Consider the following 14,357-nt stretch of genomic DNA (forward strand, 5'->3'; position numbering starts at 1 on the left):
ACTCGTTTGAGTGTCGCGGCTTTTTTATTGTCATTAGTTTCTTAGTCAGGCTAAAAACTGAATACTTTTGAGTGTTTATTGCTATCTAAAGTTAGCATGATAAGTTGCTCTGGTTTGTCTTTAGCCTCAAACGTCGTAAAAATAATTGCTTATCTTCTAAAAGCGGCAAGCGATTCGATCACGTCATTCGCTTCAGCAAACATCGTTTCGATAATTTCTTTGACTGGTCGGACTTCTGTGATCAGTCCAGCAATCTGGCCGAAAGTTACAATTTCATTGGTTGTATCGCCGTCACGAGCTGCTCTCACTAAAGATGGAATTGTGTATGCTTCCAGTGCATCTAAATCAACGCTTGGATCCTCATCCAATTCGACATGTTTAATGGTGGCTGCATTTTTCGTCATCCGCATCGGACCACGCGTTTTGCTACCAGAAACGACCGTTGCGGTATCGTTGGCATCGACTAAAGCTTGTTTGTAATTATCATGAATGGGTGCTTCAATTGAAGCCACAAAAGCCGTCCCAACTTGAACGCCAGCCGCTCCAAGCGCATAGGCTGCGACAATCCCATGACCATCCGCAATTCCACCAGCTGCAATGACCGGAATTGTGGTGACAATTGCCGCTGCTTGACGCGTTAAGGTCATGGTTGTTGCCGTTCCAATATGCCCGCCAGCTTCCATCCCTTCTACGACAACACCGTCAGCTCCGTTATCTTCCATTTTTTTAGCGACTCGCGCTGAAGGTACGACTGGGAAAACCTTGGCTCTAGCTGCATGAATTTTGTCGAAATATGGTAGGGGGTCGCCTGCCCCAGTGGTAAAGAATTTAATTCCTTCTTCTAACATCACATCGATCAAGGCATCTGCATTCCCGGTCATAATTGCTACGTTAGCGCCAAATGGTTTGTCGGTTAATTCTCTGATTTGACGGATATCCGCACGTACTTGCTCAGGTTTTGAACCAGCCGTTGCTAGGATACCCATTCCGCCAGCTTCAGAAACTGCCCCCACTAATTCAGGCCGCGACACGCCACCCATCGCTCCACAGAAAATCGGATACTCGATGCCCAATAACTCAGTTAGTTTCATCATCATTCTTTCTCCTCCAAAATTTAGTTTGTTAATTACTTCACAATTTAATTGTAAGATACCATTTAGAAAATTACAAGCTGACACCGATTAGTAAAACTTATGGAGATATTAATTGAAGGAAGTGGGGAAAAGTAGGGATGACGGAGCGAGAGACTAGCTTAGGCGCGGCAAAGAGGGTGATTGCTACTATTGAACAACTAAGACCGGCGCAGTCATTCTTTAGTCGTTCACGGCAATTAAATAAGACTAATATTTTATTTGATCGGCTGGAATCCAGTGGCTGCTAGCTTTGTCTGTTGACAAGTAGGTGCTGATTTGAAATTTGGAAGGGATATTGCTAAGACGACTTGTCATTAAAAGCTGATATCGTAGATCACCAGCCACCATGATATTTTAAGTGACTTAGCCAGTATTTTTCATAATATTAATCAGCAGCCTAGCATGCAATAAACACCGAATGATTATCAGCAATATTTTGGCCGGAATTTTATATAAAATAATATATAATAAATTATATAAGTGTCTTGACAGCTTTATATATCGAGTGTATACTCTAAATATAAACTAATGTGAAAACAAACACAAATGGTGACGTGATACCTAGGAGAAAGACAGGGGGAGAGGGAGCAAGGTGAATATTGACCGTTTTATAGAGGCGCGAAAGCAACTGGGTTTGGCCCAAAGTGAGCTTTGTGAAGGCATTTGTACGCAGGCCACCTTGAGTCGCTTTGAGAATAATGGCCAGGTACCTAATCTGAAAATTCTGATGAAGCTTTGCAATCGATTGAACTTGTCGCTAGGCGATTTGTTTCCAAAAATTGGCGTCAAGAATCCAGAAGCTATTGAAAAAATGAACCAAATAGAGTTTTGGCTAATCACGAGTGAATTCGAGCAAGCGAGTCAGCTGCTGAAGACATTGGACGTGCATGCGCTAGAAAAAGATCAATTATTGAAATTACGCTATCACTATCTTGAGGGCTTTCTACTTATGTATAATCAGGCGCCGACGATGGATATCATGTTCGTTTTCGATCAAATTATTACGGCGCCCTTGACTGAGCAATCGGAAATTTTTCACATGCTCGCTTACACGGGCATTGGCATGATTTATATGGGCGAGGACGATCAAGATAAGGCAGAATTTTACTTCCATAAAGTTATGGAACGAATTTACAACTATCCACACCAGACAATCGAAGATACTTGGCGTGTCTTACACGTAGTCTTCCAATCTTCTGTCTTTTACTCAGAAGTCAATGAAATCGAGATAAGTGACGCACTCTGTCATTTCGCGATTAACATTTGTTCTGATAATCACGTGACATATTACTTAGCGCGGGCCGCGATTCAATTGGCCAAGAATGCGATCAAGCAGCAGGCAGAGCGCAGTCAGATTCTTGAATTAATTTACGATGCCAGAGCATACTCGAAAATTAATCGCAATACAGTCGCTTTAACCGAATTGAAGAAAATGGAAAAAACAGTTAAACAGGAGGAATTATAAATGGTACATTTAATCGCACTTGTGGGAACAAACTCAGATAAATCAACGAACCGCAACTTATTACAATACATGGCATCACATTTTTCAACTCAAGCAGAAATCGAAGTGGTGGAAATCAAAGACTTGCCACTGTTCGACAAACCAGCCGATAAAGTCTTACCGCAAAGTGTGCGCGACTTGGCAGAAAAAATTGAAGCTGCCGATGGTGTCATCATCAGTACTCCTGAATATGACCACTCAGCTCCAGCGGCTTTAATCAGCGCATTAAATTGGTTATCATATGGCGTGGTACCTTTCGTCGACAAACCAGTCATGATCACAGGTGCTTCATACGGCACTTTAGGTTCGTCTCGTGCGCAACAACATTTACGCCAAATGCTCGATTCACCTGAATTAAAAGCACGCATTATGCCAAGTTCAGAATTCTTGTTAAGCCATTCTTTACAAGCTTTCGACGCCAATGGCAACTTAGTTGACGCTGAAAACGTTGAATTACTTGAAGGTTTATTCGCAGATTTCCTACAATTTATCGAGATCATGAAGCAATTAAACCACGCACATGCTGCTAATAAAGCACACGCTGAAAACTTTTCTTGGGACAATAAATAGAGGGAGCGACCACATATGAAATTAGTAGGACTAGTAGGATCAAACGCTGAACAATCGTATAACCGCACATTATTACAATATATCGCGAAGCAATTTAATGGTAAGTTTGAATTAGAGGTAGTCGAAATTAAAGATGTGCCATTATTTAATCAATCAGATGACCAAACCAATACACCTGTGATTCAAGATTTAGCCGCTAAAATCAAAGCAGCCGACGGTGTGATTATCGCGACACCAGAACACAACCATACAATTCCCGCAGCATTGAAAAGCGTTATCGAATGGCTTTCTTTCAAAATACATCCGTTCGAAAATAAGCCGGTTATGATCATTGGTGCTTCTTACTTTAAACAAGGTTCGTCACGTGCACAATTAGACTTACGCCAAATCCTGGATTCGCCAGGCGTTAACGCGATTGTTTTACCTGGTAACGAATTCTTATTAGGTAACGTTAAAGAAGCCTTTGACGACGAAGGTAACTTAAAAGATCAAGGGACCCAAGGTTTCTTAGGCTTATGTTTAGACAAATTTACACGCTTTATTGAAGTAGTTTCAGTCTTAGAAAAACCCGCAATACCTAAGGAGGCAGCACCAGTGGAAGATTTATGGGCAACAGGAACGATTGATACAACCGTTGATGGTATCGATATGCAAGCAGACAATTGGTTAGAATTAGCAGCTGAACAAGTTGGCGCAGCAGAAGGTAGCACCTACGTTAAATTAGACCGTGGTCTTTTAACAGTTGATCAATTAAACTACTTCTTAAACTCAATGCCAATGGAATTAACATTCGCAGACTACAACAACCAATTCTTATACTACAATCGTCATAAAGATTCAGACGAAATGTTAGCAAAACGTGTACCAGGACAAGTTGGTAACCCACTAGCGAAATGCCATCCACCAAGAACATTTAAAAACGTTTCTTGGGTAATCAGCCAATTACGTTCAGGTAAACAAGACATCGTACAAGTTCACGTACCAACACACGGTCCTGACAAATATGTTGTTCACAACTACCAAGCAATGCGCGACGCTGACGGCAACTACATGGGAATCAACGAATACATCATGGACTTGAAACCAACTATCGAATGGTACTTGAAACAAACTGGTCAAGAATTAGTTGGCGGTAAAAAAGCTGATGCAGTTTCAGGTGCATCTCAAGCAGCAGCCGCTCCAGACGCAACATCAAGTGCTTCAGTCCACGACGAACCAGCTGCACCAGCAACGGTCACAGCTGTCGAAGCTAAACAAAACGCGGATGCTGTTTCAAGCGCCAGTGTTTCAGAATAATGTTCAGTCGATCGATTATATTTAGCTTCCGCGAAATAAATTAAGTAGAAAAAGCGCCCAACCTCCTTTTGGAGAGTGGGCGCTTTTTCATGTGTGTTCACAGTGATCAGAGAATATGATTGCTTTTGATTTTCTTGATTGGAATGGGATTGATGTGAGCTGATCTCCGAAAAACGACTAGCATGTCGGTAGATTGTTATTGAGACTGCCTGAGCAATCAATAAGCTTTTAGAAGGCTGATGTGTTACGAGTATTAAGAGAACCGTAAGGTGAGCCGGTTAGAACGCCGGTACGACTATATGGTCTCACTGCTCTAATATAATCGTTGTTGACCAAAGGGAGATGACACCGCCTGTTACTTATAAGAAAAGTCCCTATCTAACCGAGCCTCACTAGCCGATATTATCAAAACACCGGCTAGTGGTCGAGCCTCACTAGCCGGTATCATCAGACCATCGGCGAGAGGCCATGCTTCTTCGCGGCATGGATCAAGCTTAGAAAATTGACTTAGCCTGCCTGACAGACTAAGTCAGAATTCACAACTGCTCATGATCCCTTAACTGTTCTGTTTCACAGAGCCTAGCTAAATCCAGCAACACCTCGAAGTCCCAAACACCCCGGATTACCGAGACCCAGCTCCAAAACAAGCCCAAGCCTCAGCGCCAAGAACCAGCCCCAGAATCTAATGGTCACCCTGTAACTTCAAATCCTCAATATTTAAATAACGTGAACCAACAACCGCAATCCCACCGTAGATAGTCGCCATATCCGTCAAACGACTGACGGATAGTTTGGTATCTTGTGCAATTCGACGATTAAGTTTGGCCGTCAATAAGTCCAACAAAGCTGGAATGCGGTTGAAAATCATTCCGTTAATAATCACTTCATCCGGATCATAAGATGAAATTAAATTATTGATGCCGACACTTAAATAGTCGATGAATTGAGTGACTTCCTCGGTAATAATCGGATCACCTTGATGCCACAACTTAATCAGCTCATCCACTTCAATGAAATCAATGTCCATTCTTTCTTTGATACTTCGAAACAAAGCTTTCGAAGATGCATAACGCTCGAGGCAGCCGAGATTGCCACAAGGACACGGACGACCACCTGGAAATAGAATCGTATGGCCAATTTCTCCAAAGCGACCATGCGTACCAGTCATTAATTTTCCGAACTGAATCACACCAGCACCAATCCCACTTTTAATGTTGACATTAATAATCCGATCTTGATCAGTCACAAAAGTATATTCACCAATTGCCGATAAGTTCGCCTCATTCTCTAAGTAGACCGGACATTGGTAAGTTGACTGTAGACAGCCGTGAATATCAAGCTCAGTGAAATCATAGAAGGGGGAAAATGTGATCTGATTATTTAACGTCACTCCGTGAATTCCGACTGTAATTCCAACTAAGCCATTGGGCGTTTCAGGCAGATGGCCCAAATGTTGATTGATGAGACCTTTTAAAGTATCTACTATAGTATCACTTTCAATTAAAGCCGTTTTTTCTTCCTGATAGTGGATTATCTCGCCATTTAAATAAGCCAAACAAGATTGAATATAATTCTGACCAAGTTCGATTGAAATGGCAACCGCTGTTTTAGGGTTAAATTCCAATAGAATTGGTTTACGTCCTCCCGTAAAAGTAGACGAGCCGATGCCAGATTCAAAGACGAGCTGTTCTTCTATTAAGTTATTAACTACGGCTGAGGTCGTTGTTTTGTTTAAGGCATTTAGTTTTGCTAAATTCGCACGCGAGATTGGTTGATGCTCAATAATCGAGTTTAGTAGTCTAATCTCATTTGCGTCGCGATTACTTGTGTTTGTCATCTCCATAATCTACACCTAACTTTCTTCATGTTGTTAGCATAAAACATTTTTAAAAGAATAGCAATCAGTTTGTAAAAAGTATTGACAAACCGAAATGATAACGTTATCATGTAGTTAGTTAATAAAGTTGACAAACCGATTAAAAATTTTAGGGGGCTATTAAATGAGTTATTTTAAAAATGTAGAGAAAATCAAATACGAAGGCACAACGACTAAGAATCCATTCGCGTTTCGTCATTATAATGCAGAAGAAGTTGTGTTAGGCAAATCGATGAAAGAGCACTTACGCTTTGCGATGGCTTATTGGCACACAATGACACAAGATGGTTCGGATCCATTTGGTGCAGCCACTAATCAACGTGACTGGTTATCAGATGATCCAATGGAAACTGCGCGCAAACGTGTGGATGCCTTCTTCGAATTATTAGTGAAATTAGATGTTGAATACTTCTGTTTCCACGATGTGGATATTGCACCTACAGGTGACTCATTAGAAGAATTCTTTGAAAACTTAGATGAAATTACGGACTTAATGCAAGTGAAAATGAAAGAAACAGGCATTAAATTATTATGGAACACAGCTAATATGTTCACTCACCCACGTTTTGTGAACGGTGCTGCTTCTTCAAACAATGCAGATGTGTTTGCTTACGCAGCCGCACAAGTTAAAAAAGGTTTAGATTTGAGTAAAAAACTTGGTGGACAAAACTATGTCTTCTGGGGAGGCCGTGAAGGTTATGAGTCATTATTAAACACTAACATGGGCTTAGAACAAGATAATATTGCACGTCTATTCAAAATGGCGATTGCTTACACAAACAAGATTGATCATAAAGTTCAATTCTTAATTGAACCAAAACCAAAAGAGCCAATGACTCACCAATACGATTTTGATGCGGCAACGTCAATGGCATTCTTATACCGTCACGGTTTAGAAAATGACTTTAAATTAAACTTAGAAGGTAACCACGCGACACTAGCGGGTCATACCTTTGAGCATGAAATTCGTGTCGCACGTGAACATAATGCCTTAGGATCTTTAGATGCTAACCATGCGGAAACAATGTTAGGCTGGGATACGGACGAGTTCCCAACAAACGTATTAGATATCACGTTAGCCATGTACGAAGTCTTAGAAAATGGCGGGATTGCACCAGGTGGCATCAATTTTGATGCGAAGGTACGTCGGACATCATTCGAAATGGATGACTTAGTATTAGCACATATCGCAGGTATGGATACCTTTGCTCGAGGCTTGAAAGGCGCCGCTAAATTAAAAGAAGATAAATTCTTTGAAGACATTTTAGAAGAGCGTTATGCAAGCTACTCTGAAGGTATCGGAGCAAGTATCGTTGCCGGTAAAGAAGACTTAGAATCATTATCTGAGTACGCTTTTAAAAACCAAGAGATTGTAAACAAATCCAACCGTTTAGAGTATGTTAAATCAGTCTTAAATGATTACTTAGTTTAAAATTAAATAGTTAGAGGGTGACGTTACAAAGCTTTACGTTGTGTTTAAACTTAGAGCTTTGTCAACGCGCATCCAATTAAATAAAGAAGATGAACGGAGGAAATAATTAATGATGATCCAAAACCCTATTCTGAAAGGCTTTCATCCAGATCCTAGTATCTTGCGTGTTGGAGACGACTACTATATTGCTGTATCAACGTTTGATTGGTTCCCAGGGGTTGTCATCCATCACTCAAGAGATTTAAAGAACTGGCGTCAAATATCACGTCCTTTAAACAGAGTAGAATTACTGGATATGAAAGGTAATCCGAACAGTGGGGGTGTGTGGGCGCCACAATTATCTTATGCAGATGGTAAATTCTGGTTAATTTACTCAGATGTCAAAGTGGTTGATGGTCCATATAAAGATGTCACGAACTACTTAACAACGTGTGAAACGATAGATGGCGAGTGGACTAAGCCAGTTGTGATGAACCAATCAGGTTTTGACCCTTCACTATTCCATGATGAAGATGGCCGTAAATGGTTCGTTAACATGATTTGGGATCACCGTGTGGGCTATCACAATTTCGAAGGCATTGCCTTACAAGAATATGATCCTGAACAAGAAACCTTAGTGGGCGAAATCAAGAATATTTTTAAAGGAACGAATGTTAAATTGGTTGAAGCGCCTCATTTATATAAGAAAGATGGCTACTACTATTTAATTACGGCTGAGGGTGGAACAGTATTTACTCACCAGCAAACAGTAGCTCGTTCGAAGACTATCGATGGCCCTTACGAAGTCCATCCGGAAAATCCTTTAATTTCATCTTTCTTACATCCAGAAATTAGATTACAAAGAGCTGGACATGGGTCATTTGTTGAAACACAAAATGGTGAATGGTATTTCGTCCATTTAACGTCACGTCCATTAGAAAACGAAACAGCCAGTATTCTAGAAGATCGTGGTTACAGTCCTTTAGGACGCGAAACAGCGATTCAAAAAGTTGAATGGAAAGAGGATTGGCCTTATATCGTTGGCGGAAACTTCCCGAAAGATGAAGTTGAAATGCCTGACTTAGAAGAAGTTCCTTGGCCAGCAGATTTTCCGATTGTGGATGAGTTTGATGAAACCAGCTTAAATCACCAATGGAATACATTAAGAATTCCGTTTGATGACACGATGGGAAGTTTAACTGAAAAACCAGGACATTTAAGATTATATGGTGGCGGAAGCTTCCATAACCTTTTCCAACAGTCATTAGTTGCAAGACGTTGGCAAGCACTTAACTTTGAAGCAGAAACTAAAGTATCCGCAAATCCAGTAACGTATCAACAACAAGCTGGTCTTGTTGCTTTCTATAATACAAATAACTGGACGAGCATCCATTTAACTTGGGACCCAGAATTAGGTCGCGTGATTGACCTATTAGCTTGTGATCACCGTGAACTATCGCGTCCGATTACTGAAGCGATTGTTGTACCAGATGAAAATGAATACGTTTACTTTAGGATTAATGTGGATCAAGCTGAATACTACTATAGTTATTCTCTTGATGGCGAGGAATGGGTGAAGATTGATGTGACCTTTGATTCGCGTAAATTGTCAGATGAGTACATCAAACAGAAGGAAGGAGGCTTTTTCACGGGCGCGTTTATCGGCGTAAATGCTATTGATACTTCAGGGAGAAAAATGATTGCAGATTTTGATTATTTCCGTTACGAAGAAGAAAACTAAAAAATGAGGAGTAAGAAAAAATGAAGAGACTTAAATCTTTACTTACAAATGTTTTGCTTGGATCTTTAGTACTTAGCAGTGTGGGTGGGCCAATGGTTAATGCACAAGAAGAAGAAACCGAAACGTATGGATCTGGTGACCGCGTTTTAGAAATTTGGTCATTTACGAACGAAATCAATACGATGATTGAAGATTACTACATGGTTAATCATCCAGATTTAGACTATACAATTGAAATTGTTAACATTCCTACGGCAGAATTCGAAGCGAAACTGGATCCAATTGTTGGGACAGATGCCGCACCTGACGTGATTTTATTAGAACAGAACTTCGTTAAAAAGTATGTTGAATCAGGGTTAATGGCAGACTTATCTCAGTTTGAGAATGTAACGGCTGGTTCTGAAAATACGTTAGACTATGTTAAAGGAATCGGAACAAGTGGAGATGGCGTTTATTATGCGAACTCATTTCAAGCAGCACCAGGTGCCTTCTTCTACCGTGCAAGTATTGCCGAAGACTTATTAGGCATTACTGATCCGGAAGAAATGCAAGCCAAAATGTCAGACTGGGAAGGTTTTATCGAAACTGCTCGTGAAATTAAAGAAGCTTCAAATGGCGAAGTATACATGATCTCAGGAATCGATGACTTACGTTTTGCTTACTTAGGCACGCGTGAGCAAGGGTGGGTTGTAGATGGCTCATTAGTGATTGATCCAAAAATGGATGAGTTATTAGATACGGCTTTATTAATGAACGAAGAAGGTTTAATGTTAGATGCTCCGCCAGAGTCAGAAGCATACTTCGGTGGCATGTCACAAGATGAAATCTTTGGTTACAGCTTACCATCATGGGGCTTACACTTCTGGTTAAAACCTAACGGTGGCGAAGCAACAGAAGGTGACTGGCGTATGGTTGAAGGACCAAGTGCTTATTTTAGAGGGGGGACATGGTTAGGTGCAATGGGTAACTCAGATATGCTACCAGAAGCATCAGACTTATTAACTTACATTACAACGGATCCTGAATTCTTAACACAATGGGCTTTAGATACGGGGGATATTGTATCTGACGTCAACGTTGTTGAAGAAATCAAAGGTGAGTATAGTGATGAATTCTTAGGTGGACAAAATCATTATGCAGCATTTGCTGACTTAGTAGGCAACATCAATGGCGACATCATTACAGAATACGACCAAGCACTTAACGTATTATTTGTTGATCACGCATTAACTCCTTACTCAAAAGGTGAAGTAGATAAAGAAACTGCAATCAGCAATTTCAAAGCACAAGTTCAAAACTCATTCCCAAATCTCATCATTGAGTAATCGCTAAGTAGACAATTATAGAAGAATAATAGGGAACTATTATTCTTCTGTTTTTTTATTAAAGGAGTTTTAAAGGAGCAATCAATTATGGAAGCAAATGCAAGCAAGAAACCTGAACAATATGCAAAAATAAAAGACATGAATAAATTCGGCTATTATTTCATCGCGCCATTCTTTTTAGTTTTTGTCATATTTAATCTGTATCCAACACTCAACACTATTTACTTGTCGTTTTATAATATTGCAGGTTTTCAAACCGAAGGAACTTTTGTTGGTTTAATGAACTATACAAACTTACTGAAAAACAGTTTGTTTCTGCAAGCAGTCAAAAACACTTTAGTATTATGGACAATGAACTTTATTCCACAACTATTCATATCGATGATTTTAGCCTATTGGTTTACCAATGCGCGTCTCAAATTAAAGGGCCAAACATTTTTCAAGAGTGCCTTTTACCTACCTAATATTATCACTGCAGCTTCAGTGGCCGTAATTTTCTATGCATTATTTAGTTATCCTAAAGGACCGATCAACTTACTCTTAATGAATTTAGGTGTTTTAGAAGCACCGTATGATTTCTTTAGAAACGTTGCCTTTACACGTGGGCTTGTGTCTTTCATCCAATTCTGGATGTGGTATGGACAAACAGCGATTGTATTAGTGTCTGGAATACTAAGTATCGATGCCTCACTATATGAAGCAGCTGAAGTCGATGGTGCAACACCATGGCAATCCTTTAGAAAAATCACTCTACCACTTTTGAAGCCAATTACACTTTATGTGCTAATTACCTCGCTAGTTGGTGGTTTACAAATGTTCGATATTCCATTGTTATTAACCAATGGTGGACCTAACGGAAGCGTTGAGACCGTTATGACGTATATTTACAAGCAAGCTTTCCAAGGCGGACGTAACATCAGTATTGCTGCGGCTTCGTCAATTTACTTATTACTAATGACTGTTGGCTTAAGTATCGTCATCTTTATGGTGATACGCGATAGAAAACCTAAGAAGGATTGATAATATGGATGAAATGAAAAAAATTAAAATGCAAAGAACACTAATCTATGTTTTCTTTGCGCTATTAACCATCTTAAGTATTATCCCTTTCTGGATTGTTATGGTCAATTCGACTCGAACTGCTGAGCAGATTCAACAAGGGATGTCACTGGTGCCAAGTGGTAGCTTTATGGCCAACTGGAATATTCTGAAGGATCGTGGCTTTAATATTTTTGAAGGTTATCGTAACTCTTTAACCATTGCAGGTGGTTCGACTGTTTTAAGTATGTATTTCTCATGTTTAACAGCGTATGGTTTTACTGTCTACGACTTTAAAGGGAAAAAGACATTGTTCTCGATTGTTTTACTCTTAATCATGTTGCCGCCACAAGTGAACATGATTGGTTTCTACCGTTTCATGGCATCTGTTGGTTTGTTGGATAGCTATATTCCATTAATTGTTCCAGCGATTGCATCAGCACCTACAGTGTTTTTCATGAAGCAATATTTAGAAACAATTTACCACCCATCAATTGTCGACTCAGCTCGTATTGATGGCGCAGGCGAAATGAAGATTTTCCATAGTATTATTCTGCCACAGATGATGCCAGCGATTGCGACCATGTCAATCTTTAGCTTTGTGCAGTCTTGGAATAACTTCTTAATGCCATTAATTTTAATCAACGACCGATCCAAATATACCTTGCCAATGCTCGTTCAATTACTGACAACGGATACGTATACAACTGAATATGGTAGTTTATACCTAGGTGTATCCTTATCAGTTATCCCGTTAATCTTCGCTTACCTATTCTTATCTAAGCGTATTATCGGTGGAGTAACAGCTGGTGGAGTGAAAATGTAAAAAGTGTAAAGTTGCGAGAAGGGGATAAATTATGAGTTATGTATTAGGACTAGATTTAGGCACAAGCTCTTTAAAGGGCTTGTTAGTAGATAAAAAGGGGAAAGTAATTGCGTCAGCTTCGGCAGATTATCCTTTAATCCATTTAAAATCAGGTTACAGCGAACAGAATCCACAAGAATGGTTAGAAGCTTGTGTGAAAGTATTTGAGCAATTATCGGCAGAAGTCGCTGATTTTCAAACGAACTTAGAAGGGATTTCTTTCTCTGGTCAAATGCATGGTTTAGTGTTGGTCGATGCCGCTGGCGAAGTTTTACGTCATGCTATTCTATGGAATGACGTGCGGAACTCTGCAGAATGTGACCGTATCAATACTGATTTCGGTGAACAAATCTTAAACATCACACAGAATATTGCGCGTGAAGGGTTTACTTTGCCTAAAATTTTATGGGTGCAAGAGCATGAACCAGAGCTTTGGGCGCAGGTCGCTCAAATTTTACTACCGAAAGATTACTTACGATACTGGTTAACAGGTAACTATCATATGGATTACTCTGATGCTGCTGGAACATTAATGCTCGATGTGCGTGGGAAAGAGTGGTCAGCAGAAGTCTTAGCTGAGTATCAAATTGCCACAACTGTGCTACCCCCATTAATCGAGTCTTATGGTAACGTTGGCGCAGTCACCCAAGCGCTGAAAGAACGATTTGGTTTTGATAAAGACGTTCAAGTCTTTGCAGGTGGTGCGGATAATGCTGTCGCAGCTGTTGGCTCAGGCATCCTGGATAACACAACAGGTATGGTTAGTATTGGGACTTCAGGCGTCTTCTTATCTTATGAAGCCGATGACTCTGTCGATTATCAAGGTCAATTACATTTGTTCAACCACGCCGATGATGCGTATTATTCAATGGGTGTCACCTTGGCAGCGGGGCACAGCTTGACTTGGTTCAAGAACACATTTGCGCCAGACAAAACCTTTAATGAGTTGTTAGCTAACATTGATCAAATTGAGCCAGGAGCTAAGGGGTTATTGTTTGCACCATATATTGTCGGAGAGCGCACACCCTATTCCGATAGCAAAATACGTGGTAGTTTCTTAGGAATGGATACGACGCATACGCTGGATCACTTCGCGCGTGCAGTATTAGAGGGGATTACTTTCTCCTTGAAGGACTCACAACACTTGATGGAAACAGTTGCTAATAAACGTTTTGAAAAAATCGTTTCAGTCGGTGGTGGATCTAAAAATCCAAACTGGTTACAAATTCAAGCAGATATCTTTAACACACCCATTACAACATTGATCGCGGATGAAGGACCCGGTATGGGAGCTGCGATGTTAGCGGCTGTTGGTCTAGGCTGGTACGATACAATGTTAGACTGTAATAAAGCCTTTGTTGATTATGGATTGGTTACACAACCAATCAAAGAAAATGTAGAGAAATATCAAAAAATTTACGAACAATATCGTAAAATTTACGATGCGACGAAAGACATTTCGCATGGTCTGATTGATATTGTGAATGACTAACAGAATAATGAGCTGTCCGACACTGTCAAAGACGTCGGACAGCTTTTTTTGACTAAGAAGCTCAAAGAGTTATTTTTTTAGCCGTCATGCGATGAGTCATATTTTA

General features: G+C 40.2%; 11 protein-coding genes. 9 read left to right on the forward strand and 2 right to left on the reverse strand.

All coding sequences use genetic code 11. From position 1 onward, the window contains the following. Positions 1-149: 149 nt before the first annotated feature. A complete protein-coding gene (locus ACTQ5J_RS07595) occupies positions 150-1,094 on the reverse strand; it encodes an NAD(P)H-dependent flavin oxidoreductase (RefSeq protein ID WP_441752031.1) in 945 nt (314 codons plus the stop codon). Positions 1,095-1,725: 631 nt separating this feature from the next. Between ACTQ5J_RS07595 and ACTQ5J_RS07600 the strand changes: the two genes are divergently transcribed. The 3 genes from ACTQ5J_RS07600 to ACTQ5J_RS07610 are packed head-to-tail and all read left to right on the forward strand — an operon-like array spanning position 1,726 to position 4,503. Further along, a complete protein-coding gene (locus tag ACTQ5J_RS07600) occupies positions 1,726-2,598 on the forward strand; it encodes a helix-turn-helix domain-containing protein (protein ID WP_441752033.1) in 873 nt (290 codons plus the stop codon). Further along, positions 2,599-3,207, forward strand: a complete 609-nt coding sequence (locus ACTQ5J_RS07605; RefSeq protein WP_441752035.1) for an NADPH-dependent FMN reductase — start codon at positions 2,599-2,601, stop codon at positions 3,205-3,207. It abuts the gene before it with no gap. A 15-nt stretch (positions 3,208-3,222) separates the two neighbouring features. Further along, positions 3,223-4,503 (forward strand): NAD(P)H-dependent oxidoreductase, encoded by a 1,281-nt coding sequence (locus ACTQ5J_RS07610; protein WP_441752037.1) that lies wholly within the window; start codon positions 3,223-3,225, stop codon positions 4,501-4,503. Positions 4,504-5,185: 682 nt separating this feature from the next. On the opposite strand, the gene ACTQ5J_RS07615 is transcribed toward ACTQ5J_RS07610, so the two are convergent. Continuing rightward, positions 5,186-6,346: an ROK family protein gene (locus ACTQ5J_RS07615; RefSeq protein ID WP_441752039.1), complete on the reverse strand. Its 1,161-nt coding sequence runs from the start codon at positions 6,344-6,346 to the stop codon at positions 5,186-5,188. Positions 6,347-6,503: 157 nt separating this feature from the next. Here ACTQ5J_RS07615 and xylA point away from each other — a divergent pair, with 157 nt between their 5' ends. The 6 genes from xylA to xylB all read left to right on the forward strand — a co-directional run bounded on the left by xylA (position 6,504) and on the right by xylB (position 14,251). Further along, positions 6,504-7,811: a xylose isomerase gene (xylA, locus tag ACTQ5J_RS07620; protein ID WP_441752041.1), complete on the forward strand. Its 1,308-nt coding sequence runs from the start codon at positions 6,504-6,506 to the stop codon at positions 7,809-7,811. A gap of 112 nt (positions 7,812-7,923) precedes the next feature. Continuing rightward, a complete protein-coding gene (locus tag ACTQ5J_RS07625; protein WP_441752286.1) occupies positions 7,924-9,531 on the forward strand; it encodes a glycoside hydrolase family 43 protein in 1,608 nt (535 codons plus the stop codon). A 20-nt stretch (positions 9,532-9,551) separates the two neighbouring features. Further along, a complete protein-coding gene (locus ACTQ5J_RS07630) occupies positions 9,552-10,856 on the forward strand; it encodes an ABC transporter substrate-binding protein (RefSeq protein ID WP_441752043.1) in 1,305 nt (434 codons plus the stop codon). An 87-nt stretch (positions 10,857-10,943) separates the two neighbouring features. After that, a complete protein-coding gene (locus ACTQ5J_RS07635) occupies positions 10,944-11,876 on the forward strand; it encodes a carbohydrate ABC transporter permease (RefSeq protein ID WP_441752045.1) in 933 nt (310 codons plus the stop codon). Positions 11,877-11,880: 4 nt separating this feature from the next. Then, the gene (locus tag ACTQ5J_RS07640) at positions 11,881-12,720 is read left to right on the forward strand and encodes a carbohydrate ABC transporter permease (protein WP_441752047.1); all 840 of its coding nucleotides are present in this window, start codon (positions 11,881-11,883) and stop codon (positions 12,718-12,720) included. A gap of 31 nt (positions 12,721-12,751) precedes the next feature. Beyond that, positions 12,752-14,251, forward strand: coding sequence for a xylulokinase (gene xylB / locus ACTQ5J_RS07645; RefSeq protein ID WP_441752049.1), 1,500 nt, complete (start codon positions 12,752-12,754; stop codon positions 14,249-14,251). The last annotated feature ends 106 nt before the right edge of the window (positions 14,252-14,357 follow it).

Origin of the sequence: Fundicoccus sp. Sow4_F4 (assembly GCF_052116145.1) — a bacterium.
GTDB lineage: Bacteria > Bacillota > Bacilli > Lactobacillales > Aerococcaceae > Fundicoccus.